At 63.2% G+C, this 23749-nt stretch carries 18 protein-coding genes and 1 pseudogene; 8 read left to right on the top strand and 11 right to left on the bottom strand.

The genetic code is table 11. The features are described 5' to 3' along the window. Positions 1-1009 (top strand): choice-of-anchor D domain-containing protein (locus VEK15_27670; GenBank protein ID HXV64507.1); only part of this gene is annotated, 1009 nt, incomplete at its 5' end. Positions 1010-1023: 14 nt separating this feature from the next. Here the strand turns inward: VEK15_27670 and VEK15_27665 are convergent. Then, entirely contained in the window at positions 1024-2943 is a 1920-nt protein-coding gene (locus tag VEK15_27665; GenBank protein ID HXV64506.1) for an ATP-dependent helicase, read from the bottom strand. 119 nt (positions 2944-3062) lie between these two features. On the opposite strand from VEK15_27665, the gene VEK15_27660 reads away from it, so the two are divergent. Continuing rightward, the gene (locus tag VEK15_27660; GenBank protein ID HXV64505.1) at positions 3063-3341 is read left to right on the top strand and encodes a rhodanese-like domain-containing protein; all 279 of its coding nucleotides are present in this window, start codon (positions 3063-3065) and stop codon (positions 3339-3341) included. Positions 3342-3463: 122 nt separating this feature from the next. On the opposite strand, the gene VEK15_27655 is transcribed toward VEK15_27660, so the two are convergent. Then, complete coding sequence (locus VEK15_27655) at positions 3464-3997, bottom strand: hypothetical protein (protein ID HXV64504.1); 534 nt, start codon at positions 3995-3997, stop codon at positions 3464-3466. 88 nt (positions 3998-4085) lie between these two features. On the opposite strand from VEK15_27655, the pseudogene VEK15_27650 reads away from it, so the two are divergent. Next, positions 4086-4466 (top strand): annotated as a pseudogene (locus VEK15_27650) (MbcA/ParS/Xre antitoxin family protein). Between the two features lie 143 nt (positions 4467-4609). Continuing rightward, entirely contained in the window at positions 4610-6367 is a 1758-nt protein-coding gene (locus VEK15_27645; GenBank protein HXV64503.1) for a hypothetical protein, read from the top strand. 124 nt (positions 6368-6491) lie between these two features. Here VEK15_27645 and VEK15_27640 read toward each other — a convergent pair whose 3' ends face one another. The 5 genes from VEK15_27640 to VEK15_27620 all read right to left on the bottom strand — a co-directional run bounded on the left by VEK15_27640 (position 6492) and on the right by VEK15_27620 (position 14269). Continuing rightward, positions 6492-8330 (bottom strand): FAD-dependent oxidoreductase, encoded by a 1839-nt coding sequence (locus tag VEK15_27640; protein ID HXV64502.1) that lies wholly within the window; start codon positions 8328-8330, stop codon positions 6492-6494. A gap of 113 nt (positions 8331-8443) precedes the next feature. Then, the gene (locus tag VEK15_27635; GenBank protein ID HXV64501.1) at positions 8444-10144 is read right to left on the bottom strand and encodes an amidohydrolase; all 1701 of its coding nucleotides are present in this window, start codon (positions 10142-10144) and stop codon (positions 8444-8446) included. 82 nt (positions 10145-10226) lie between these two features. Continuing rightward, positions 10227-11156: a DUF5996 family protein gene (locus tag VEK15_27630; GenBank protein HXV64500.1), complete on the bottom strand. Its 930-nt coding sequence runs from the start codon at positions 11154-11156 to the stop codon at positions 10227-10229. 55 nt (positions 11157-11211) lie between these two features. Further along, positions 11212-13947 carry an ABC transporter permease gene (locus tag VEK15_27625; protein ID HXV64499.1) on the bottom strand — a complete coding sequence of 912 codons (2736 nt, stop codon included), beginning with the start codon at positions 13945-13947 and terminating at the stop codon, positions 11212-11214. Further along, positions 13940-14269, bottom strand: a complete 330-nt coding sequence (locus tag VEK15_27620; protein ID HXV64498.1) for a helix-turn-helix transcriptional regulator — start codon at positions 14267-14269, stop codon at positions 13940-13942. Before VEK15_27620 ends, VEK15_27625 begins: the two co-directional genes overlap by 8 nt. 141 nt (positions 14270-14410) lie before the next feature. Between VEK15_27620 and VEK15_27615 the strand changes: the two genes are divergently transcribed. Together VEK15_27615 and VEK15_27610 are read left to right on the top strand one after the other, a co-directional pair. Beyond that, positions 14411-16819 carry an ABC transporter permease gene (locus tag VEK15_27615; GenBank protein ID HXV64497.1) on the top strand — a complete coding sequence of 803 codons (2409 nt, stop codon included), beginning with the start codon at positions 14411-14413 and terminating at the stop codon, positions 16817-16819. 42 nt (positions 16820-16861) lie between these two features. Then, the gene (locus VEK15_27610; protein ID HXV64496.1) at positions 16862-17410 is read left to right on the top strand and encodes a hypothetical protein; all 549 of its coding nucleotides are present in this window, start codon (positions 16862-16864) and stop codon (positions 17408-17410) included. 4 nt (positions 17411-17414) lie between these two features. Here VEK15_27610 and VEK15_27605 read toward each other — a convergent pair whose 3' ends face one another. Beyond that, entirely contained in the window at positions 17415-18989 is a 1575-nt protein-coding gene (locus tag VEK15_27605) for an aryl-sulfate sulfotransferase (protein HXV64495.1), read from the bottom strand. 247 nt (positions 18990-19236) lie between these two features. On the opposite strand from VEK15_27605, the gene VEK15_27600 reads away from it, so the two are divergent. After that, positions 19237-20652 carry a CRTAC1 family protein gene (locus tag VEK15_27600; GenBank protein ID HXV64494.1) on the top strand — a complete coding sequence of 472 codons (1416 nt, stop codon included), beginning with the start codon at positions 19237-19239 and terminating at the stop codon, positions 20650-20652. Positions 20653-20772: 120 nt separating this feature from the next. Here VEK15_27600 and VEK15_27595 read toward each other — a convergent pair whose 3' ends face one another. The 3 genes from VEK15_27595 to VEK15_27585 all read right to left on the bottom strand — a co-directional run bounded on the left by VEK15_27595 (position 20773) and on the right by VEK15_27585 (position 23027). Continuing rightward, complete coding sequence (locus VEK15_27595; GenBank protein HXV64493.1) at positions 20773-22128, bottom strand: GAF domain-containing protein; 1356 nt, start codon at positions 22126-22128, stop codon at positions 20773-20775. Further along, the gene (locus VEK15_27590; GenBank protein HXV64492.1) at positions 22121-22603 is read right to left on the bottom strand and encodes a hypothetical protein; all 483 of its coding nucleotides are present in this window, start codon (positions 22601-22603) and stop codon (positions 22121-22123) included. Before VEK15_27590 ends, VEK15_27595 begins: the two co-directional genes overlap by 8 nt. Before the next feature lie 76 nt (positions 22604-22679). After that, positions 22680-23027 (bottom strand): RidA family protein, encoded by a 348-nt coding sequence (locus VEK15_27585; protein ID HXV64491.1) that lies wholly within the window; start codon positions 23025-23027, stop codon positions 22680-22682. Positions 23028-23534: 507 nt separating this feature from the next. On the opposite strand from VEK15_27585, the gene VEK15_27580 reads away from it, so the two are divergent. Further along, positions 23535-23749 (top strand): SAM-dependent methyltransferase (locus VEK15_27580; GenBank protein ID HXV64490.1); only part of this gene is annotated, 215 nt, incomplete at its 3' end.

Here is a 23749-nt window from a genome sequence, read left to right as displayed (position 1 = left end):
CATCGGAGACGTGGGGCAGAATGCCTGGGAAGAGGTGGATTTTCAGCCCGCCGCCAGTTCAGGAGGGGAGAACTACGGTTGGCGTCTGATGGAAGGCACCCACTGCTACGAGGTGGGGAACTGCAACCAAAATGGCTCCCTGACGCTTCCGATTCTGGAGTACCACCACACGCTTGGATGCTCCGTCACCGGGGGCTACCGTTATCGTGGCTCGGCAATCCCGGCCCTTCAGGGGATGTATGTCTATGGGGACTATTGCCACGTCCGGATCTGGGGAGCTTTGCCAAATCCGGTTGCCGGCTGGGACTCGGTTCAGCTTCTCTTGGCTCCACAAGCGATCTCGAGCTTTGGAGAAGACGCGACCGGGGAGCTGTACGTGGTCGGCCACGCCGCGACGAATGGGACACTGTATCGAATCACCGAACCGACCGCGCAGGCCGGTCCCGAGATCGCGGTAAGCCCCGGCTCCCTGGCGTTCGGGGCCCAGCTCGTCGCGGGCGGCCCAACGGTACCTTTGAACCTCTCGATCCGAAACGTCGGCACCGCAAATTTGACGATCACGGGCGTGATTCTCGGCGGTTCGAACCCGACGCCGTTTGGCGTGATTTTCGACACCGGCCAAGGTGTGCTCGCGGCCGGGCAAGAGCGGACGATCGCGCTGGATTTCGATCCGAGCCAGCTCGGAGAGCACTTCGCCCAGTTGACCATCCTCTCGAACGACCCGGACGAGGGTGCGACCGAAGTGCCGCTCACCGGTCTGGGTGCGGTGCCCCCCACCAGCACGGTGATCCATTGTCTCCTGAACACGAGCGTGGTCTTCGCCGCGGCCGAGACGCTGGACGCCGCTGTCTGTCCGATCGTGGCGCCGGGAGATGTCACGTTTCTTGCCGGACAGCGGATCGCGTTGTGGGAAGGGATCTCGGTAGGCTCGGGAGCCACCTTTACGGCGGGAATCGATCCGAACCTCCGTTATCTCACCTTGCCCAAGGCCGTGGTCGTCGAAGAGTAAGAAATCTCACGCCGTCACGTGAGAAGATCCCACGCGTCGCGTTTTTCGAGGTACTCCTGGGGGATCCGGTCGATGAAGCGCGAAGGCATGGGCAAGGCATAACGGTTTCGCGCGATCTCACGAGGCCAGACGACATAGAGTGAATCCTTGGCGCGGGTAACGGCGACGTAGAGGAGACGAAGTTCTTCGTCGAGCGCTTCCTCGTCGACCTCGTCCTCGAAACCCGACACCATCGGGATGGCGCCGTCCAGCGCCTGAATGACGAAGACGGCTTTCCATTCGAGCCCTTTGGCCGAATGCATCGTCGAGAGCACCAGCTCGCCTTTGGAGGAGCGGCCCGCGAGGCCTTGATTCCGCGAAGCCGTCGGCGGCTCGAGTGTCAGGTCCGAAAGCATCGACGTCATGCTGCGGTAGCGCTCCACGAGGCCGACGAGCGTTTCGAGATCGCGCTTGCGCCGCGGCCAGTCATCGAACCGGGTTCTCAAGATGGGATCGTAGGCCTCGACGGCAGCTTCCAGGCATCGCGCCGGCTTGTCGCGAAGCGGCTCGAGCTCCGAGAGGAAGAAAGCGAGCTCGTCCAGACTCGCACGCACTTTGCCCCTCGCCGAATAACTTCTGAGCCCTGAAGCGAGAGGCTTTCCCAGAATCTCCTGCTGAATCTTTCGCGCCCCCGTTTTCCCGATGCCTTCGCGCATGAGGAGCACGCGCGAAAGCGAGAGATCGTCCGAGGGAAGCTCGACGAGCTTCAGGTGAGCGAGAACGTCTTTGATGTGCGCCGACTCCATGAAGCGGAACCCGCCGTACTTCACGTAAGGGATGTTGCGTGACGCCAGCTCGACCTCGAGCACGAAGGCATGGCGGCTCGCACGGAAGAGGACGGCGATCTCCGAGAGTGGTACCCCTCGGTTGCGAAGCCGCTGGACTTCCCCGGCCACATAAGCGGCCTGTTCTTGCTCGTCGGAGCAGGCGACGAGAAGCGGCAGGGCGCCTCCGGTTTTCTCGGTGAACAGGTGTTTCTGAAACGCCTCGGACATCTGGACCATGAGCGCGTTGGCCACGTCGAGCACCGCCTGGGTGCTCCGGTAGTTCTGCTCCAGTGTGACGACTTTCGCGTCGGGGAAGCTCTCTTTGAAGTCGAACAGGTTCCGATGGTTCGCCCCCCGAAATGCGTAGATGCTCTGGGCGTCGTCGCCCACGACCATGATGTTCCGCGACTCTCCGGCGAGGAGATGAGTGATCCGCGCTTGGAGGACGTTCGTGTCCTGGTACTCGTCCACCATCACGTAGCGATAGCGATGATGGACGCGGGAGCGTGCGTCGATGCTCTCCTCGAGCAAGCGGATTAGGAGAACGAGAAGGTTGTCGAAATCGACGAGGTTTCTTTCCTTCTTGTATCTTTCGTAGCGGCTCGCTATCACGCCGAGGTAATCGACGACCTCGAAGAACTGCGGATACTCCCGAGCGACCACGTCCTCGATCGGTATCTGCTGGTTCACCGCCTTGCTGAGAATCGATCCGATCGTCTCCCGTCGAGGGAGATCGATGCTCTTGTCCGTCGCCTTCAAGTCGGTGCGGATGCCGCTGAGAATGTCGAAGGTATCCGCCTGATCGAGAATCGTGAAGTTCGAGGGAAGGTCGATGTCACGGCCATAGCGACGAAGCGTGGCGTTGGCGAACGAATGGAACGTGCCCCCACCGACCGGCTCGCGATCGCCGCCAAGGATCTTCGACGCCCGCGTGATCATCTGCTCGGCGGCGCGCCGGGTGAACGTCAAAAGCAGGATGGTCTCCGGCCGGATGCCGGCCTCGACGAGCTTTACCAGGCGATGCACGAGCGTATGGGTTTTTCCCGTGCCCGCTCCGGCAATGACGAGGACGGGCCCGTCCACGATGGTCGCGGCTTCCCGCTGCGCCGTGTTCAAGCTATCGGACATGAAACCAAAACGCTATCACGAAGCAACGTCCAGCGTTTTCGCGTCGCTTTTGGAGGTGTTTCCGGTTCTCCTCGCAATCCCGACCCGATTGATGTAGCGTATGCCACTCGGAGGTGCGAATGTTGAAGACGACCACGTGGCTCGGGGTTCTTGCCGCAAGCGTCCTGCTCGCTTGCGGCGGAGGAGGCTCTGCCCCGGCGGCAAGCGAAGCGCCACGGATCGAAGCGAACGAGATCGCGGAGGCGCTTGCCGATGCCGACGTCATCTTGCTCGACGTTCGCGAACCGGAAGAGCTCGAAGAGCTCGGCACGATCGAAGGGTACGTCAATATCCCCATCGATCAGCTCGCCGACCGTCTCGATGAGCTGCCGCGAGACAAACGCATCCTCACGGCTTGAAACGGCGGAGGACGTGCCGCGCGTGCCGCGGCCTTGTTGCAAGAGAACGGATTCGATGTGGTTGGTTTCTGCGGGCTAAAGGACTACGAGGGAGAGAAGATTTACCCCAAGTCGTGAGCGCTTCAACCCCTAAGGGCCGACGCAATCTCCTCCACCTGGGCTCGCTCGAGGCCGGGAGTGAAATGCGTGAGTCGATCGACGATCTCCGCCGTACCGAAGTATTCCTTGCCACAATGCAGGTGGAGGAAACCTCCCGGTGAAAAGCGGCCCTCCACTTCGTCGTAGAAGGTGAGTGCGATTCGCCACGCGTCCTTGGGGATGGCCTCGCGGCAGCTGCGGCAGGCCGACCGGCCGGTGCGGGCGCGCTCCACGCCGCGGAGTCGCGGGAGGCGCGGATACTCGAGACCGAGCCTGGCCTGCGACTCGAGCTTTTCGCGCTCAAAGAGGTCTTGTCTCGTGTCGGTCGCGGCCTCGAGAAAGGCATCGGGACGGGTGTAGGCGCCGCAGAGCAGGTGAAACCAGAGTGTCAGCTCGTTCTCCGCGTCGAACGGATTCGGGAGCCGCACACCCAGCCGAAGATCGCCCCGGGCTATAGGGCGTCCACAACCGCGGCATTTCGCCCGGCCGCTCGGCGCGGCCTCGATCGAATGTGGCATCGGCCCAGTGTATCCCGGGGCCGTGCGGAACGAATCGTACCTTGCCCAGAATTGCGCCTGAAAACGAATGCCTTTATAGTTTCATCTGATGAAGGAGACCACCCGAGTTGCCGAGCGACCCGAGCCGGGAATGGTCCTCTCCAAGGCCTTCTAGCGCGCCGCGGACAAGCTGGGGCTCGCTCAGAAGGACCAGGCGCGTGTTCTGGGAGTGAGCTCGGCTAGCGTCTCCCGGCTCGCCGCGAGCTCCCGCGAGATCGATCCCGAGGGCAAGGAAGGGGAGCTCGCTCTCCTGTTCGTGCGGCTCTTCCGGAGCCTCGACGCCCTCACCGGTGGAGACGAACAGAAGGGTCGCCTCTGGCTCCATTCCGAGAACCACCATCTCGGAGGGGTTCCCGCGGAGCTCATCGCGACGGTCCAGGGTCTGGTTCGTGTCGTCGAGTATCTGGACGCGGTGCGGTGCCGGCTATAACTCGAAGCCGCTGACTCGAAGAAGGAGCATCGCCGCCACCGGGAAACGCTGCGTCTTTTTCGTGAGCAGTTCGAGGTCCGCGGCCGACTGCCGTCCCCCGCGACGTAGCCGGTTGTGAATTCCCGGTGCGGTATGCTGCCTTCGTGAGCGCTCTCCACGATCTGATTCCCGAGCCCGACCGAGTCGAGGTCGACCGCGTCGATGCGGCCGTCGATGAACACCGCGCCTGGGAGGTTATACGACACGGTAACCTCGCTCGCTCCGCCTTGATTCGGGCGCTGTTCGCGCTGCGCACGCTTCCCACGCGGCTTCGGGGAGGCGAGGTCGAACCGGTGGCGATGCGAATCGATGACATCGTGGGCCAGCCAGGCCCAGGATTCCGGCTTCTGGCGGAGTCGGAAAGAGAGGTCGTCGTCGGGGCTATTGGAAAAGTCTGGGAGCTCGACATTCCCTTCGTCGATATCCGAACCGGCGACGAATTCGCCCGCTTCGACGAACCGGGCTTCACCAAAGTCGCCTGGGCGCTCCGCTCCCTTCCGCGGGGCGAGCGAAACGCGCGTCTCGAGCTCGAGCTGAGAGTGCGCTCGACCGACGAGGAGGCGCGACGTCACTTTCGTCGTTACTTCCGGATCATCGGACCGGCGTCCCGGTTCATTCGCCGCGAGGTTCTGGCGTCCTTCGCCAGGGAACTGGGTCTCCCCGAGGACGAGGAGAACGAGCGCAGGCTGCCCGGGGACGAGCTCATCCCCGACGCTTCCACTCGGCTCACGCACGGAATCATCATCGAGGCGCCGCGGGAATCGATCTGGCCGTGGCTCGTCCAAATGGGTTGCCGGAGAGCGGGCTGGTATAGCTACGATCTTCTGGATAATGCCGGGGTCGAAAGCGCGAAGGAGATCCATGCCGAGCTCCAGCAGATAGAAGTTGGTGATGTCCTGCCGGCAACGCCCCAAGGGGAGGACGGCTTCGAGGTCCTGCGTGCCGAGCCACCGCGGGTCCTGATCCTGGGAGGCCTTTTCGACCCGGATGCGAAGACTCAGCTCCCGTTCGCCAACGAACGTCCCGAGAGGTACTGGCACGTGAGCTGGGCATTCGTTCTCGAGCCCCTCGGTCCGGGCGAAACGCGATTGATCGTCCGCGCGCGAGCGGCCTTCCCGAAGACGGGGCGTCTTCATGCTTCGTGGATCCGTTCCGTCCACCATTTCATGGAGTCGGCGCAGCTTCGCGGTCTGAAGGCGCGCGTCGAGGGAAGCTTGCCCCGAGACAGCTGGCGTGACGTCTCGAGAGGCCTGCTCGGTTCGGGGGCGATGGTCTTGAGCTTTCTGACTCCGTTCCTGCGCGATGCGCGTCAACACTGGGGTCTCGATGCCGAGACGGCCGGACGCGGCTATCCGGGTGACGAGCTCGTCTCTGAACCGCGATGGAGCTGGACTCACGGAGTCGCGATCGACGCATCGCCGGACGACGTCTGGCCTTGGGTCGCTCAAATCGGCGCCGACCGCGGCGGATTCTACAGCTACCAGTGGCTGGAGAACCTCGCCGGCTGCGACGTGAAAAACGCCGAGACGATTCATCCCGATTGGGCGCACCGCGAGGGCGACGAGCTCGTGCTCCATCCGAAGCTTCCGGCCATGAAGGTGGTCGCGGTCGAGCCTGGCCGCTACTTCGTCGCCTGCGCGCCCCGCGAAGAAGGCTCGCACTGGGTGTCGGCAAGCTGGCTGTTCTTCGTGGAACCGCTCGACGCCGGCCGCAGCCGGTTCATCAGCCGCTTTCGATCCGACTGCTCCGACGATCTCGCCACGCGGTTAGCCTATGGGCCCCTCATCACCGAGCCCGTGGGATTCGTCATGGATCGGCGGATGCTCCTCGGCGTCAAAGAGCGCGCCGAGAGAGGGTCCTGACGCCGTGCGGGCGTGGAAGAACGCCGGCGGTTTACGAACGGGAGACCGACGGCCTGTGGGCCTCGATCGTAGACGTCGGTGTGAACGCCAGACCTCGCTTCCCGTTTGGCGATGATAAAGGCCCTCACACAAGTTCCTGCACGGCGCGATGTCCATGCGTGATGGCCGAGTTGGTGTCGGCCCTCGCACCGGCGTCCGAGTTGGCGATCGCGATGCGACCGAACGGCCGCCGGCCCACGACCCAGGGCTTGCTCTCTTCATTCGGCCATTCGGGCTCCCACAGCAAGCCGGGACTGTAAGAGTACCCGTGGGGCCATCGATTGACGGTGATCGCCTCGATGTCCCGGTCCGCGTCGAAGCCACCCTTCGACAGCGCCGCGTCGAGCTGATCGCGCACGTGCCGCTCGAACGTGTCGAAGGAGGTGCGCAAAAGCGTTCGCCGCCCCTCGCGCCACTGGTCCGGGCCCTGGATGTCTGCGAAGAAGGGGACGTAGCACATATGTACGACCATGGGATCATCCGGTGATTTGCCGAACGCGTACTCACCGAGCGACACGGGGTAGTCGAGCTCGACCTGCTTGAAGAAATCGCTGGTGTAATAGACGTAACGGATCCCGAGGTCCGCGAACGCGCGCCAGTTCCGGAGACCGACCTTGGTATAGGTCAGCGGCACCTTGACGTTGTAGCTCAACCCCTTCACCTGCTCCTCGGGCAGCTCGGGACAGAGGTGCGGTATCGCGCTGTTGTAACAGGCGAGAATGCACCAGCCGGCGCGCACGGTGCGCGCCTTGCCCTGATGGACGTAGGTGACGAGCACCGCTTTTCCGTCGTCGGTATGCGCCACATTCACCGCGGTGCTGTTCAGCCGGATCCGCATCGACGCGCCGTCCCGATCGAGCTTCGAGTAATCGACCCTCGCGGTAACGACGTCCTCCATGGTGGACCCGGGCACGGCGTCGGGTAACAACGAACGGACCAGTAGCCTCGCAACGGAGGCGTTTCCGTCCGGAAAGTGAAAGATGTACGGCTCACTGCCCCGGTATCCCACGCGCGGCATGGTGTACTTGAGACCGGGCATGCCGCCGCCGTCGTCGTAGGAAGGCACCGACAAGGCGGGCACTTCATCCATACCGACGCACCAGAAGCTCATTCCCCAGCGCCGGTAGATCTCCAGAACCTGATCGTCGAGTTTGACGTAGTCCCTCAGGTAGTCGAGATAGCTGGTCTTGGCGAGCAGCTTCCGCTTCTCTTCGACGCTCATACCCGGCAGGTAATCGCGCTCATCGGTGAAGGCTCGAACGAGGTCGGCGCGGGCCTTGTCGCTGAGCGGAGCGTCCGCGGCAAACTCGTGCCAGGGTCGCGTACCGTAACCGGTAACGAGCTTGCGCTGGCCGAAGTGCTCCTGGTCGAAAAGAATCGCGTAGCTGAGGCCGAGCTCGTCGTAGAGCTTCTGATCGAAGTACTGGTAAAAGCGCTGGACATCGATCCCGATATCGACGAGCAGGTTGCGCGCTACGTCGCTGTAGGACGAGGGCGTGTCAATCGACTCCGTGCCGCCGTAACCGATGAGCGTCCTGCCGCCGGCGCTGAACTCGTTTCGTTTTGCGTGTCCGCCGAAATCGTCGTGGTTGTCGAGGATCAGCACCCTCGCGCCACGGCGCGCCCGGGTGAAGAAATGCGCCGCGGACAACCCGCTGATTCCGCCGCCGACGATGACGAGATCGTGTTCTTCCTCCGGATCGCCCGCTGGCCATTCGCGACCGTCGACGCGCGCATGCATGACCTCCCAGGAGCCATCATGGCTTCCACGCATGCCCGTCAAGGCCGGCGGGTAGTAGTCGGAGCCGAGAGAGAACTGCGTAGCTTCCGCACCAAAGACTTCGGTGTATCGCGACAGCAGAGAGGCACCAATGGCTATACGGGTGCCGTTGAGAAAGTCACGACGGGTGATCCTGTCTTTCACGGTTCTTCTCCAGACTTCAGGGCATTGTGAGTCACGATACGTGTGAAGTCCAATGCTCGACCCGCCCCGGCGCCAACAGCGGCATCAAGTACAGCGTGTCGTAAAGCGGTTCGTCACCTCTGGAACTTTACCTCGCCCCCGATGATGGTGTAGGCGACCGAAGCCGAGCGGATCTCGTCGTCGGGAACAGTGAGGATGTCCTTCGTCAGGACGGTGACATCGGCGTACTTCCCCGGGGTGAGCGAGCCTTTGACGTCTTCCTCGAACGCGGCGTAGGCGTTATTGAGGGTGTAGGACCGGAGCGCCTGCTCCCGGGTCATCGCCTGCTCCGGGAGGAAGATCGATCCATCGGGAAGCTCCCGGGTCACCGAGCAGTGGAAGCTCGCGATGGGATCGATCTCCTCGACCGGAGGGTCGGTCCCGTTCTGGACGACGGCGCCCGAATCGATCATCGAGCGGTAGATGTAGCCTCGTTCCTTCGTCCGCAGTTCCCCGAGCCGATCGACGACCCAGGGGCCGTCCGAGCAGGCGAAGATGCCCTGGATTCCCGGTATTACTCCGAGCTTCGCGAAGCGCGGAAGATCGTCGGGATGGATCACCTGGGCGTGCTCGATCCTCCACCGGTAGTCGCTCTTTTCCGGGTGCCGCGCGAACTCCTTCTCGTAGATGTCGAAGAGCAGCCGGACGGCCCTGTCCCCGATGCCCTGGATCGCCATCTGGTAGTCGTGCTCGACCGCGAGCGCCGCCGAAGCCTCGATGTCCTCGACCGGTGTGACGTTGAACCCCACGCTGCGGGGGAGATCGCTGTACGGCTCGAGGAGCCAGCCGCCGTGAGTCCCGAGCGCCCCATCGAGAACTTTCTCCCCGATGGTGCGTACCGTGAGAAACCCGTTGCCCCGGCCCACCGTCCGGTACCTGGCGAGCCTGTCCTTCATATCCTCGGCCGTTTCCTGCACGGCGACGTAGAGGCGAAGGGGCAGGTTGCCTTCGTCCGCCATCCTCGCCAGAAGATCGATGGTTTCGAAGGTCGAGCCCATGTCCTGAAAGCTCGTGATGCCGTTCCGGATCGCGTCCTCGGCGGCGAGCCTCACCTGTTCCCGCTTCGACGCTTCGATCTCCTCGGTCGGGCGCTCCCTCTGATAGCGATCGAGAGCATCCCGCGCTGGCTGGGCGGCTGCCTCCCGAAGCATCCCGATCGGGTTCCCCTTCGCGTCCCGGACGAGCTCTCCTCCGGGCGGATCCTTCGTCTCCCTCGAGATGCCCGCCGCTTCCATCGCCTTCGCGTTCACGAAGACGCCGTGGCCGCTCGTGTGGCTCAGGAACACCGGATTCTCCGGGCTTATCCGAGTCAAGCTCTCGTGGGTGGGGAGCCCTTCGACGCTCGGCTCAGGATGACTCTCCCACTTGTCCTGGTGCCATCCGCGGCCAACGATCCATTCGCCCGGAGCAGAGCTCGCGACGGCCTCTTCCACCATCCCAACGATCTCCTCCCAGCTCTTCGCGTGGCGAAGCTCGAGCTCCTGGAGCGATGCTCCATAACTCATGTAGTGGCCGTGGCCCTCGATGAGCCCGGGGACGGCGAGCATCCCCTGGAGGTCGATGACCCGAGTGCCGTCTCCAATGTAACGCTCGATCTCGGCGTCCGTTCCCACGGCGACGATGAGCCCCTCCCGGCTGGCGAGCGCCTGCGCCTCCGGCCTCTCGTCGTCGACGGTGACGATCTTTCCGTTTCTCAGGACGAGATCCGCGGGCGGCTCCGCCGGATCCTCGCAGGAGAAAACCAACAGAAGCAGAAAGAGAGGGGAATTCTTCATGGTTGACGCCGCCTAAGGGGCGGTATATTGACACAAGAGTCTCGTCTTCTGTTCACGGTCGCCCCGGCAGACCGCCGGCGGTTTACGAACGCGGTGGCCACGGATCTCGGACCTCGAGTGAATCCCGGTCCCACTTGCCGAGATCGGCAGCTGCCCGGTAGGTGGTCTCGAGAAACTCCATCAGCATCCTATCGGGGTCTGCGGCGGTACGAACCACGTCGTAGGGGAGCACGAACTCCCCAAGGTCATCAGCGAACGAAGCCCCTTCGGGGCCGACGGGTGAATCGCCGAAGCCACTCGGCGCGGGATAGGCGTAGGAGTAGAAGATCGGATGCGGGTAGGCGGCGCCGCCTGGCCAAAAGCCCGCGCTCGAGACTTCGTGAGAGTAGGCCTCCCGTGTGATCCAGTCCGCAAGGTTCGGGATGCCTCCGGGATGCACCGGCGCTTTCCGACCCGAGAACCGAGTCACGGCGAGGTCGAAGCTTCCCCAGAAGAAGTGCACCGGGCTCACTTTTCCGATGAATCGTGAGCGAAAGGCTTCGAACACCCGATCGGTCTGGCTGAGCACATGAAAGAATCGACCCGCGTACTCGCGATCGTACGAGTCATGCTCCTCATCCCGGTCGAATGGAGGAACGCCCTCTACCTCGTTGGGACGCCGGTCGATCTCGACCTCTATGTCCAGCTCCTCGAGAGAGGTCATCAATAACTCGTAAAAACCTGCCACCGAGCGCGGCTCGAGCCCGAATGCCCTGAGCTGCCCGTCGCTCGTCCGGACCGTGAGCTCGTGAGAGATGAAGTCGAAGTCGATCTCGAAGGTGCGCCGTCCGTCGGGAATCGGAGACGTGGTGAGGCCGCGCGACGTCACATAGAGAGTCACGTGCCACGAGTGGTTCACCCAAGGCGATTTGGCGAGGCGGATCTTCCCCACGATCTGCGTCCACATATGGAGCGTGTCGCGGGTGTCTTCCCAGGCCTGGTAAGGAAGCTCGGGCCATGTTTGGTGAGTCATCGTTCCACCTCCCTGTAGGCTGGGATTGTAGACCAGGGCGATGTCGTGCGGTTGCTCACTCGTGGCGGAGCGCGATGACCGGATCCACTGCGGCAGCCCGTCTGGCGGGCAGGTAGCAGGCGACGAGAGCGCCTGCCGCGGGCAGCACGGTCACGATCCCGAAGGTCAGGGGGTCCACGGGACTCACGCCGAACAGCATGCTCGTGAGCCAATGCATCGATAACAGAGAGAGGAGGACGCCCAGACCAATGCCGGCAAGGGACAGACGAAGCCCGGCCGACAGCATCATTGCCACGATGTCTCTTCGAGAAGCGCCGAGAGCGGCGCGGACACCCACCTCGTGCGTACGCTGCCCCACGTGGTAGGAGAGGACGCCAAAAATCCCCAACAACGCCAGCGCGAGCGCCAGCACACCGAAGCTTCCGATCAGGACCATGGCGAAGCGATCTCGAGCCACAGAGCTCCGGACCAGTTCCCGAAGCGGCATGACGCCGTACGCGGGCTGCATGGGATCCACTTCGAGCACCGCCCTCCTGAGATCTGGCACCAGCGCTTCGGGCTCAACCTCGGTGCGAACGGCGATGTTCATGATCAAGTACGAGCGCTGCGCATGAGGCAGGTAGAGCTCCGCTCTCGGCATCGAGCGGAGGCCATAGAACCGGACGTCGTTCACCATGCCCACGACCTCATAGGGGTAGGTTCCAGCGGTGCTGTAGTCGATCACCAACCGCTTGCCGATCGGGTCCTCACCGGGCCAGATCTGACGTGCCAGGATCTCGTTCACCATGACGACTTTGGACGAGTCCGGGGTATCGGTGTCGTCGAAGGCTCGCCCTCGCAGAACGGAAATGCCGAGCGTCGGGAAATAGCCCGGTGTGGCCATGCGAATGTCGGCTCGGCGGGAGCCTCCCGGTGGTGGAATCTCTCCCTCCGCCCAGATGGGCCGATCGAAATCGGGCCCGATCGGACTCATGGGTAGCGCGGTGACCCCTCCGACCGAGACGACACCGGGTACTCCCGCGAGCTTCTCCGTGAGGCTCTTGTAGTAAGCACGAGTCTTGCCGCCGCTGTCGTACTCGTGGTTGTCGAGGGTGATCGGCAATACGATGACTTGGTCGGGACGAAACCCGACGTCGACCGCGATCAGGTGGACGAAACTTCTTACCAGGAGCCCCGTGGCCGCCAGGAGCACCACGGCCATCCCGAGCTCCGAGACGACCAGCAGCTTGCGCAAACGCTCCCAGCGCGCAGCACCTCCGGCCGTGCGGCCCGAGGCCTCGTTGATGGTGGCCGACAAGGCCTGCCCGGGCGAGGCCGCGAGTGGCACGAGCCCGAAAAAGACCCCGACGCACGCAGTCAAAACGGCCGCGCAGCTGAGCAGGCTCGCGCTGAGCCCGATATCGTTCCATCGAGGAATTCCCTCGGGCAACAAGGCTCCCATGGCGCTCAGGACACCGATCGCGGACGGGATAGCAAGCGCGCCCCCCAGGATCGCCAGCAAAAGGCTCTCGGCCAGGTACTGCCTCGCGAGGCGCGCGCGAGAAGCGCCGAGCGCGAGGCGAAGCACGATCTCTCTCTGGCGCTCGCCAATCCTCACGAGCTGGAGGCTCGCGATATTGACGCAGGCGACGAGCAGCACGGTGATCACCGCGCCTAACACGATGGCGAGCGTGGCTCGTGAGTCGCTCACGATGTCCTCGTAGAGCGGAACGAGTGCCACCTGCCAGCCATCGTTCGACTCGGGAAGCTCCTTTCCCAGAGCCGCCGCGATGGCGTTCATTCCTGCCTCCGCGGCATCGAGTGTGACACGCGTCTTCAAGCGCGCGATCGCGCCGAGATAGCGCTGATCGTGCGGCCGCTTGCCCTCGAAGCTCCAGGGAATCCAGAGCTCAACATCGGGACTGGGAAAGTCGAAGTCAGGGGGCATGACTCCGATAACGCGCCAGCTCTGACGATCGAGGACGAGGCTCTGGTCCAGGATCGAGGCGTCGGCCCCGAAACGTTGCTGCCAGGCGCGATGGCTGATGACCATGACCGGATCGGTGCCGGTGTGTGCGGCAGCGCTATTGAAAGTAGCACGCGCGGTTTCTTCAGGTGTGAACGTCCGTCCGAGCATGGGAGAGGTCCTCAAGACGGTGAAGAAATCCTCCGACACCTGGGCAACGTTCACGACCTCGACGGTTTGCTCGGTCGAAAGCGTGCGCCCCATGACGTACCAGGCGCCGATCCCTTCGAAGACGTCATTGCGGCGCCGCCAGTCGACCACGTCACCGGTGGATACCCCGGCAGGCTGGTAGGAATTCTCGGGGTGGGTGCTGAACACTCGCACCAGCTCGTCGGGATCCTCGAATGGGAGCGGAGTCAAGAGCACCGCGTCGACCAGACTGAATATGGCGGCGTTGGCCCCGATTCCCAGCGCCAGAGTGAGAATGACGATCGCCGCGAAAGCGGGATATTTGGCGAGCGACCGAACGGCCGACCGCAGATCTTTACCGATTCCCGACAGCAATGTGAACCTCCGTCCCGAGTGTATCGATCTCCACGCGAAGGGCGAGCGTCGCCCGGGAACGTTCACCGCCGACTCCTGGATTTGTGAGATCAACGCCTCCCAATCGGGAACTTGACCCTCGGCGGCAAAGCGTGCCTGTTCTGGGCTCGCGCCGTCCTCGAGTGCCGCGCCCTCGTACGCCTCCATCATCTCGGAGAGCTCTTGGACGACGCGAGAACGCGTAGCCTCGTCCCAGTCGACATGGCTCAATTGCTCTCGGACGTAGAGCGCCCAGTCACGCATTACGGGTTCTCGCCACGCGATCGATGGCGGCGACGAGCTCCTGCCAGGTGCCCCGCTGGCCCTTCAAGACACGACGTCCCTCCAGGGTGATCCGATACGTGCGGCGCCGACGCGCTCCTTCGTCCGTCTCACCTCGGATCCAACCCCGCTTTTCCAGCCGGTAGAGAATCGGATACACCGATCCGATGTGGAACTTGAGGACGCCCTCGGAACGCTCCTCGAGGAGCTTCAAAATCTCGTAGCCGTGCCGCGCCCGGTCTTCGACCAGTGAGAGAATCATCATCTCGGCGCTTCCGCGTTTGAGCTCGCGATCGATCGTCACGTCGACAATATACGTCGAGAACGTATATAAGGCAATGGCGAGGCGATGAGAAACTGGCGTTGTCTTCCCGGGGTTGTGAGATGCTATGAACCGCTGGCGGTTTCCACTCGTATTTCTTTGTAGCCTTCTGGAGGGACCTCGATGCGTGATTTTTTCCAGGACGTGCGCGTTGGGTTTCGGACGCTAGCGAAAGCTCCGATCGTCAGCCTTCTCGCGGTTGTCTCGCTCGGAGTCGCGATCGCTGGAAATTCCACCGTGTTCAGCATGGTGGATGCGATCCTTCTCCGCCCGCTTCCGTACCACGATCCGGACCGGCTCGTTTTGCTCTGGGAGGCGGATCCATCCAATCCTCTCATCGGTTTCACGCCGACGTCCCCGGACAACTTTCTCGATTTCCGTGAGGGGACGAGCGCATTCGAGGAGCTGAGCGGCATCCTGCCCGCAGCCGTCGGCCTGACCGAAGGCGATCGCCCCGAACCTCTCGTCGGGCTCGCGGTAAGCCGTGGGTTCTTCGAGATCCTCGGCGAGCCAGCGGAGCTCGGGCGGACGCTCCAGCCGTCGGACTACCAGCCGGGAAGCGACCATGTCGTCGTATTGAGCCAGGAGCTCTGGCAGACTCGTTTCGCTGCCGACCCGTCCCTCGTGGGAAGAACCATCTCGCTCAACGGTGAGCCCTACCAGGTTGCGGGCATCATGGCCGATGGCTTCGAGTTCTTCGATCCTCGGGTCGACCTCTGGAGGCCACTGGTGCTGAGGCGGGGAGAGACGCCTCGAGACGTCAAGAACATGAGCGTTGTGGGTCGCCTGAAACGAGACGTCACGATCGAAGAAGCGCGGGAGCAGCTGTCCATTGTCGCGGCGCGCCTGGCGCGCGAGTACCCGGAGTCGAATCGGGAGCTGTCGGTCCTTCTCCGGACGTTCCGCGAGCAGCTCGCTTCCGGTGGAAACACGGAGATCATGTCCCTTTTGCAGGGGGCGCTCTTCTTCGTCCTGCTCATCGCCAGCGCGAACATCGCGAATCTGTATCTGGCACGAGGGGTGGACCGGCAAAAGGAATTTGCCGTTCGCGCGGCGATGGGGGCTTCGCGAAGCCGTGTGATCCGCCAGCTCCTCATCGAGGCCTGCGTGCTCGCGATGGCTGCCGGGGCGCTCGGAACGATGCTCTCCTACTGGGGAATTCGACTCCTGGCCGCGGCTTTCGGCGACCAGATGTCCGACGCCTTCGCACCGCGGCTCGACGAGCGGGTCTTCGTCTTCTCGATCGCGGTATCGCTTCTCGCCGGACTCGTCTTCGGCATCGCGCCTGCCCTGTCGACCGCACGGGCGGACCTCATCGGAACGCTACACGAGGGAGGTCGCGCCGGCACCGGCGCGGGGCGGCGTCTTCTGACCAAGAGTCTGGTGGTGGCCGAAGTGACGCTCGCACTCGTCATGCTCGCGGGCGCGGGGCTCCTGGTGAGAACCTTTGCCGCCGCCCAGAACCTCGAAGCGGGAATATCGACCGAAAACGTGGTCGTGTTCGAGATGGAGCTTCCCGGAGAGCGCTACGCCGAGCCAACCGAACAAGCCGCATTTTTCGAGGAGCTTCAGCGCGAGTTGAGCTCAATCCCCGGCTCCCATTCGGCCACTATCGTGGACCATCTGCCTCGCAGCCCCTTTCCTCCTTCGGTAAACTTTGCGATCGAAGGGCGGACTTCGGACGAGGAAAGACCGAGCGCGACCGTCGTGACCATCGATCCCGGATACCTCGACGTGTTTCGCGTTCCGCTCTTTCAGGGAAGACCATTCTCGACCTCCGACCGGATGGGGGCCCCCGAGGTGGCGCTCGTGAACGAGGCCATGGTGCGAAACCACTTCGCGGGGGAAAATCCTCTTGGAGAGAGAATACGGCTTCATGAAAAAAGCCGTGAGATCGTCGGGGTCGTCGCCAACGTTCGCGAGGATATCTTTCGCTTCGATGCGGACGTTTCCCAGCCCATCATCTATCTTCCTCAAGCGCAATCGCCGTCTCCGCGGATCGCGGTCGCGCTCCGCGCGGTAGGCGATCCTCTCGCGCTTGCCGGCCCCGTTCGTGACGCCCTTCTGAGACTCGACTCGAGGCTCTCTGCCGCCGAGCTCCAGACGATGGATGATTTCGTGGCTCAGTTCTTCGTCGGCATGCGGGTTCTGAACACGATTCTCTCCGGCTTCGGCGGGGTGGCGCTTCTCCTCGCCGCCATCGGGATCTATGGGGTTATCGCGTTCTCCGTCTCCCGGCGGACCCACGAGATCGGGCTTCGCATGGCTCTCGGCGCCCGCGGTCTCGACGTCATTCGGCTCGTGGTGCGCGAGGGCCTGGTTCTCGTGGCGATCGGATTCGCCATCGGAGTCCCGGGAATCTTCCTGGTGAGCCGCGCCATTGCTGCCGCGCTGTCGGGAATCAGCGCCTTTGCTCCATCAACGGTGGGTGCTATCGCCGCCGGACTCTTCGCGGTGGCCTTTCTCGCCTGCTACATTCCCGCACGCCGTGCCGCTTCCCTTCACCCGTCCGTAGCCTTGCGCGCGGAGTAATCCGCTGAACGATATGGTAGGTTTCCTGATATAGGGAGCCCCATGAAGGTCGAGCGGCCTTGGAGGGTGGCTTTCGGGCTGATTGCTGCACTCGTGGTTCGTGCCGCGACCGCCGACGAGCGCCCCGTGCCCGACGAGCCCGAGGAGCAGTTTACCATTCTCGTTTTGACCGAGGAGCCGGACGACAGGGAGGCCAAGGTCCCACTGAGCAAGGTCACGGAGGAAGTCGCCAAACGGATCAAGGACCGGAAGAAATGGTTTCTCGTCAGCAAACGCCCCGACCGCGCGGAGCTTACCGTCGAAGTCATGAACCATGCCCTCGAGGAGCGCATGCGGACGCGCATGGAGTACCGGGTGGACGCTACCGGAACCAACAAAGAGCTCGTCGACATCACGTGGAACGAGGAGCATCACTTCATCGAGGCTCGAATCCATCTCCTCGGAGGCCACCAGACGCTCCTCACCGGCGCCGACGAACGCGAGCGGGGCGGAAGCCTCAAAGGCGCGGCGTCGGATCTGGCGGAGAAGCTCGAGGCCCTCGTGAAGGAACAATATTGGGATCTCGTGGCCCGGCGCGTCCGAAGTCCGTGATACGTCACCGCGACCCCTCACTCGTTGGCTTCTCGGGCGGGGGCACGTACTCCTCCGGCTGCGGCTCGAGGGGTTTTAGCTCGCGCCCCGCGAGTCCCGGGTGATTGCGGGCGATCGGATTGGCGCGGAACGAGGCGTAAAATAGACTCTCGACGCCCGGCGGGTTCCAGCCCGGGACGTCGCCATGGTACGGATTCAGGTACTCCCAAACGATCTCGCCGTTTGGCGTGACCTCGAAGTAACGCCCCTGGGGGCCCGAGCAGATCAGAGTGTTGCCGTTCTCGAGACGCACCGCGCCGGAGATGAAGGGCGCGTAGAAGCTTTCGCGCTCCGGAGCTTCGTAGACCCATAACGGCTTCTCCGGCCCCCAGGCCTCGCCTTCGGCGAGGGGATAGCCGCCGCTTCCGTCCACGGCGGGCGAAATCTCGACGACCGACGACCAGCCGCGCTCTCCGCCGTTGTTGAACACCGTCATGTTGCCAGCGCCCGCCAACCCCTCCGGGATCCAGATCGCCTGGTGCTGAGCGAACAGATGCTGTTCGCTCTTGTCTCCACGTCCGTAGGCTGACGGGTTGCCCCATCGATAGAGCAAGTCGCCGCCGCGTCCCCGCCGTCCGCCAGACGAGCCCCGCGCCTCGTCGGTCGTAGTCGAGTGATCGAGAATCCAGACCTCGCCCGTCTGCGGCACGCTGAGCGCGATCTGGTCGAGTTCCGGGTGATAGTCGATGGAGTTGATGTGCAGAAAGTCCGACTGCATGTCGTCGGCGGTTGCATTGTCCGGTACGTAGCCGAGGGCCTTGAGCTGTTCGAGCTCCTCTTCGTCCACGAAAGTCACGTTGCCCGCATTGATGTCGAGCCGATGGGGATGCTCCGCGGGCTCACCATAATTCGGCGCGTTCGAGTCCAGGTTCTGGACGAGGTGATCCCAGACGTGCCACTCCCAGACGATGCGAGCGTCGTCGGCTCCAACCGGCTCGATCTCGACGATCCACTCGGACCACAAGCCTTGCTCGGGAATGAGCCCGGGGAGACGACCCACGGCCGCGGCTTCTTCCTTGCTCTTCTGCTCCCACGCGAGCGCCAGGATGTTTCCATTGGGCAAGGGCTCGATATCGTGATGAAGGGCCCGCTTTTCGTCGACCATCCGCCACTCCCACAGGATCTCCCCGTCCCAGTCGATTCTCTGCAGGAAACCGCTGATGCCTCCGGCGCGGAAGTTCGGAGGCTCGGGAATCCGGGCGGAGCGGAGGAGCGTGCCGTCGTCCTGGAAGTAGAGCCCGGCACCGACTTTGTCGGTCTCCCAGGTGTGGACGACCCGAGCGTCCCGATCGATGAGATAGATCGTTCCTGACGTCAGCTGGCTGAAGAGCACGTAGGCATCCGAGGCGCCGGTCTCGTGAACCATCAGTCCACGGGGTTGCTTCTGCGAGGCGAGAATCCACGCCGGCGGGCCTTCGGTTTTCTCGGCCCCGGTCGTTGCCGCCGCCTTCTCGGAAGGGGAGTCAGTCCCTGGGCTAGCGCACCCGAATGGGATCAAAGCGCAGATCGACAGGAATATCGGGGCCACGGTTCTCAGCACGCTCGTCTCCTATCTCTAGTCTTCAATGCCGTGGCGGGACCCGCGATCGATCGAGCCGCCACGGCTCGGCCTTTGCGGCGCTTCGCGCCGATCTCGCGGCAGATGTCTTGGCTACCGCTCGGCAGGCTGGACTGTACTTTTTCATCAGCCTGCTGAGGGCTCGATGCCGTGGCGGCAAGGATAGGGGAGTCGTGAGCTTCTCGCAAACCATGCCGGTCGAGCACCGAACGTGTATAGTCACGCGGTGGTGAGCCTTCTTCTAGCCGTCGTGGTGGTGATCGCATCTGCGCCGGTTTTCGAGCCCGTTCAGCCCGAGCTCTTTTCGGAGCCCGGCGCCCAGCCCAATGCTTGGGCCGATTTCGATAACGACGGCGATCTCGACCTCTACGTCGGCATGCGGTACGGGCCGAACCGCCTCTACCGTAACGACTCGGGAGCGTTTCGCGACGTTGCCGGAGACGTCGGTCTCGACGTGCCGGACGATACGCGCGTCGCCGCCTGGGGCGATTTCGACGGCGACGGGCATCTCGATCTCTACATCGGCTTCCCCTTCGAAGAAGGACGTGGCAACCGCCTGTATCGAAATGATGGCGACGGTCGCTCCTTTAGCGACGTCGCCCCCCGCTTTGGCGTGGACGCCCCTGGCGTCACCCGACAGGCGAGCTTCATCGACTACGACAACGACGGCGACCTCGACCTCTTCGTCGCGTTTCGAGACCGCATCAACCGTCTGTTTCGAAACGACGGCGAGCGTTTCACCGACGTTTCCGAAAGCTCCGGCATCGGCGACCGAAGGCGCAGTGTTGGCGTCGCCTGGTTCGACATGGACGAGGACGGTGACCTCGATTCCTTCGTCGCGAATCAGAACGGAGATAACGACGGGCTCTTCAGGAACGACGGCGGCCGCTTCGTCGACGTCGCTCGAGACCTCCGAATGGATGGCGGCGAGCGCAGTGAGGAAATTGGAGGCGTGGGTCCGGCGGTGGTGGATTATGACAACGATGGTCACCTCGATCTCTTCGTCGCGATGTACGGCCCCGACGTCTTGTTCAGGAACGAGGGAGGCGGGCGCTTCACCGCCGTCGACGCCGGACCGGTGAACGACGACTATCACTCGACCTCCGCCGCCTGGGGCGATTACGACAACGACGGCTGGTCGGATCTATTCGTCGTGTCCTATTTGAGCGGCATTGCCGAGGTACCGGATCACCTCTACCGGAACGTTGCCGGGCGATTCGAGAACGTCACTCCCGAGCTCGTGCTCCAGAAGGGTGCGAGTCACGGGGTCCAGTGGGCCGACTTCGATGGCGATGGGGATCTGGACCTCGCCCTCGCCAATAACCATCCCGACGCGGGGCACCCTCTTTACCGCAACATACTGCATCCGGAAGCATCGCGCCGCTCTCTCCAGGTCTTCGTCGGGCGTCCCGGCTCCGAGGTTCGTGTGTTTCGACCCGGCACACGAGAAGTCCTTGGCTCCCGCCTCGTGGATACGGGCGGCGGCTACTGCTCACAAAACGTGACGTCCGTGCATTTCGGGCTCGGGCCCGTGGAGCGGGTGGACGTCGAGGTGACGACGCTCGGCAGCGACGGACGCCACGTGACACGCATCGAGAACGTGGAAGCGGGGGCCGGTCCCGCCCTCGTCGTCGAGCCCCGTTGAACCGGCGGCGGCTTCTTGTCGTCCAGGAGCCTGGCTGGTTTCGTCGCCACGCTCGTGCCGGCGCCGAAGAGCAGCGGCCTCGAAGCGACTCACGCTGTGCGGGCAGAGTGAATCTCCCCGTCAGCGCATCTCGGTGAGTGAGAGCGGCCGTTCGACGCGAAGCCGGAAGCGTCCCCGCCCGGTCTTTTGTATGCGGAGCGGAGCCTTGCGCTCCGTCAGCCGGCGCTCGAGCAGGATGAGCCGAGCTTCCAGGTTGTCGCCGATGTCGGGAAGGCGCAGGGTGGGGTCGAGCCGCAACTCCCGGTTCGTGAACTCGGTGCGCCGCTCACGCAGGTACTCGGAGACCAGCTTGCACAGAATCGCGCCGGCCACACCCTTGATTAGGTAGTCACCGTCGATGAATACACTGTCGTCCGCGGGGTAGTGCCGGACGGTCGCCGGCGGACCGGACAGAGGTGCGCGCGGCGTGCCGGCCACCGCGGCCGGTCGATCCGCCGATTCTCCGGCCGGCTCCAACTGGCGCATGGCAATCCCGATCTCCGCCGCGAGGACGACGAGGGCGTCCTCGTCGTCGTAACCGAAGCGCAGATCTTCGGGACTCTCGACGTAGAGCACACCGAAGAGCCGCTCACCGGTTAGGATCGGCACAGCAAGCTGGCTGCGAGATTCCGCGAGACCGGGCAAGGGAATCGTCGTCTCGAGTCTTTCTCCCAGACCCTCGCGCTCGATGCTCTCGCGGATGGCCCGGCCGTAGGAATACTCTGCGGTCATATGGGTGATTCGGATCGGCGTCCGTTGCTCGGCAGCCACTCCGATCACGCCACACCCGATGGCGACCTCGGAGCCGACTCCGGAGGGCTGATAGCCTCGGCTCGCCACCGTGTACAGGCGACTGCCGGCGGCATCGAGAACGAGGACCATGGAGTGACGGATGTCGAGAAGCGACTCCAGACATCCGAGTGCGTCGTCGAGCAGCCTTCCGAAGTCGGCGCTTCCCGCGAGCCGTTGAGAGCACACCCGGAGCGCGGTGAGCAAATTATGCTGGGGTTCAGGAAGGGACAGGATCTTTCCCCGCACCGACGAGATGTCCAGCACTCGATAGACGTCGGATCCCCGCAAGCGGAAGATTCCGGCCATGCCGGTGTGCGAGGCGATGCCGGCGAGCTTCGCCTTCATATTCTCGAAGAGGGGGCCTTCGGTCTCGGTGCGCAAATACTCGAGCTCGAGGCGGTATTTCGCGGCGGTGACGGGATGATTGACCAGAGCGACGGCGCGGCGATTCGCGAGGACGTTGTCTCGAGTCTTGCTGAAGAACTGAAACGAGAGCGCGACGTGGGAACAGTCCACGTAGTGCACCTGGGAAACGAAGGTGACGTTGGGAGTACCATCCGAGGCACAGGTCGCCACCGCGCTCGGAATCGCTCCATCCAGGCACTCGCGTATCGCTTCGAGCGTCAGCGGGGAGTCATCAGACATTCAAGGGTGCTCCGGCGCGGGGTCCTGGTGTCTGCAGGAATGCGGCGGTCGGATGGAACGTGATCCGCGAAACATTATCCGGGTCGCACCAGACCATCGCGCGGATGAGCTCCTCAGAGTAACCCAGCGGGCACACCTCGGCCACGAACGCCCTGACGTAACGTTCCATCAGCCGAGCATCGTCGTTTCGTCCGGGATTGATCTCGGCGTCATTCCCTTTGAGCTGGATCGTCTGGTGGGTGCTCGGCTGGGTGAAGGCGACGGCGATCGTCCTCGTCTCCCGAACCGCATCCGTGAACGGATCGGATCCCGGAGTCAGCACGGTGACCTGTCGCCGGTTGTCCGACACGAGACAGCCGACCGCACGGACGATGGTCGGCTGGTTCTGCCGGCCGGAGGAGGAGGCGATGATCGATACCCCGCCCTGGATGAAGTCGGAAGTCCCCTCGTCGATCAGCGGTCGCTCAGAGCTCACTCGGAAACGATGATAGCAGGATGCGAAGCGATTCGGATGTCCCGGGACTGTGCGCGTCAGGTCGAGGGTAGTGTCGTTACCGCGCGGCCGTGACCCGGATCTCGACGAGAAATTCCGTCGCCGCCAGGCGGGCCTCCACGCATGCCCGCGCTGGCGTATTGCCGGAACTCACCCACGCATCCCACACCTCGTTCATTTCTCCGTAAAACCGGATGTCGGAAAGCCAGATCGTCGCGGTGAGGAGTTTCGACTTGTCGGTTCCTGCCATGGCCAGCAGCTCATCGATCCGTGCGAGGATGCGCTTCGTCTGTTCTCCGGCGGAAGGCGCGGCCTCGCGATCGACCTGACCCGCCAGGTACACCGTGTCGTTGTGAACGACACACTGGCTCATGCGCGGTCCGATTTCGTGACGTTCTATTTTCATGGGGCCATTATACGGATGAACCCTAGGACGCCATGTTCCAAGCGCTGATCGGCGAGATGAAACATCCTGCCAGATGCTTCAGCAGTCTTCCTTATCGGGATGGGCTCGCTCCGCGAGACGCCGAAGCCGTCAACCAACCGCCTCACAGACCTCGATGAAAAGGTAAGAACACCCATCTCCCTCTGCCAGGAAGACGCATGCGAGCTTAGGTACAATATTCCTTGTTACGTCAAGGGACGCCGCGTCTGCTCCATTCCGAAGTTAAGCCTCTTCAGCCGGCTCGCAGACACGTCAGTTACATCTGCGTGTCTTTGGGCAAACGGCGTTTGTTCTGATCGTCCGCTCGCAGGGCGGTGCGCTTGACACCGCGACCCCAAGCCGAGTAAGAACCCCTTCAGGCTGGTAGCCTAGCACCTTTTTCAACCGTCACCCACCGAGGATCCGCTTTTGAGTCGGCTAGGTAGCCGGTTTCAAATGAAACTCTTTTTTTGAAAGGGGTGTTGAGCAATGAGTGAGGAACTCAACCAAGAAAGAATGGAAGCGTTTGTCGGAAAGGTCATGGGTGACGCGAGCGCCACGATGACAACCATCCTCGCCATTCTTGGGGATCGGCTCGGCTACTTTAGCGACTTAACCAAGAATGGTTCTTCGACAGCGGCCGAGCTGGCGAAGCGGACGGCTACCAACGATCGATACGCCAAGGAATGGCTCGGTGGAATGGC

Source organism: Vicinamibacteria bacterium (genome assembly GCA_035620555.1).
In the GTDB taxonomy this organism is placed as follows: domain Bacteria; phylum Acidobacteriota; class Vicinamibacteria; order Marinacidobacterales; family SMYC01; genus DASPGQ01.
Note: the sequence above shows the minus strand (reverse complement) of the source record. Positions and strands in the feature narration are given on the sequence as shown.

Bases quoted from the DNA above. Each gene is read 5' to 3' on its own strand.
- VEK15_27665 (HXV64506.1), bottom strand. From the start codon at position 2,943: ATGTCCGATAGCTTGAACACGGCGCAGCGGGAAGCCGCGACCATCGTG.
- VEK15_27660 (HXV64505.1), top strand. From the start codon at position 3,063: ATGTTGAAGACGACCACGTGGCTCGGGGTTCTTGCCGCAAGCGTCCTG.
- VEK15_27655 (HXV64504.1), bottom strand. From the start codon at position 3,997: ATGCCACATTCGATCGAGGCCGCGCCGAGCGGCCGGGCGAAATGCCGC.
- VEK15_27635 (HXV64501.1), bottom strand. From the start codon at position 10,144: ATGAAGAATTCCCCTCTCTTTCTGCTTCTGTTGGTTTTCTCCTGCGAG.
- VEK15_27630 (HXV64500.1), bottom strand. From the start codon at position 11,156: ATGACTCACCAAACATGGCCCGAGCTTCCTTACCAGGCCTGGGAAGAC.
- VEK15_27625 (HXV64499.1), bottom strand. From the start codon at position 13,947: ATGCGTGACTGGGCGCTCTACGTCCGAGAGCAATTGAGCCATGTCGAC.
- VEK15_27615 (HXV64497.1), top strand. From the start codon at position 14,411: ATGCGTGATTTTTTCCAGGACGTGCGCGTTGGGTTTCGGACGCTAGCG.
- VEK15_27610 (HXV64496.1), top strand. From the start codon at position 16,862: ATGAAGGTCGAGCGGCCTTGGAGGGTGGCTTTCGGGCTGATTGCTGCA.
- VEK15_27595 (HXV64493.1), bottom strand. From the start codon at position 22,128: ATGTCTGATGACTCCCCGCTGACGCTCGAAGCGATACGCGAGTGCCTG.
- VEK15_27585 (HXV64491.1), bottom strand. From the start codon at position 23,027: ATGAAAATAGAACGTCACGAAATCGGACCGCGCATGAGCCAGTGTGTC.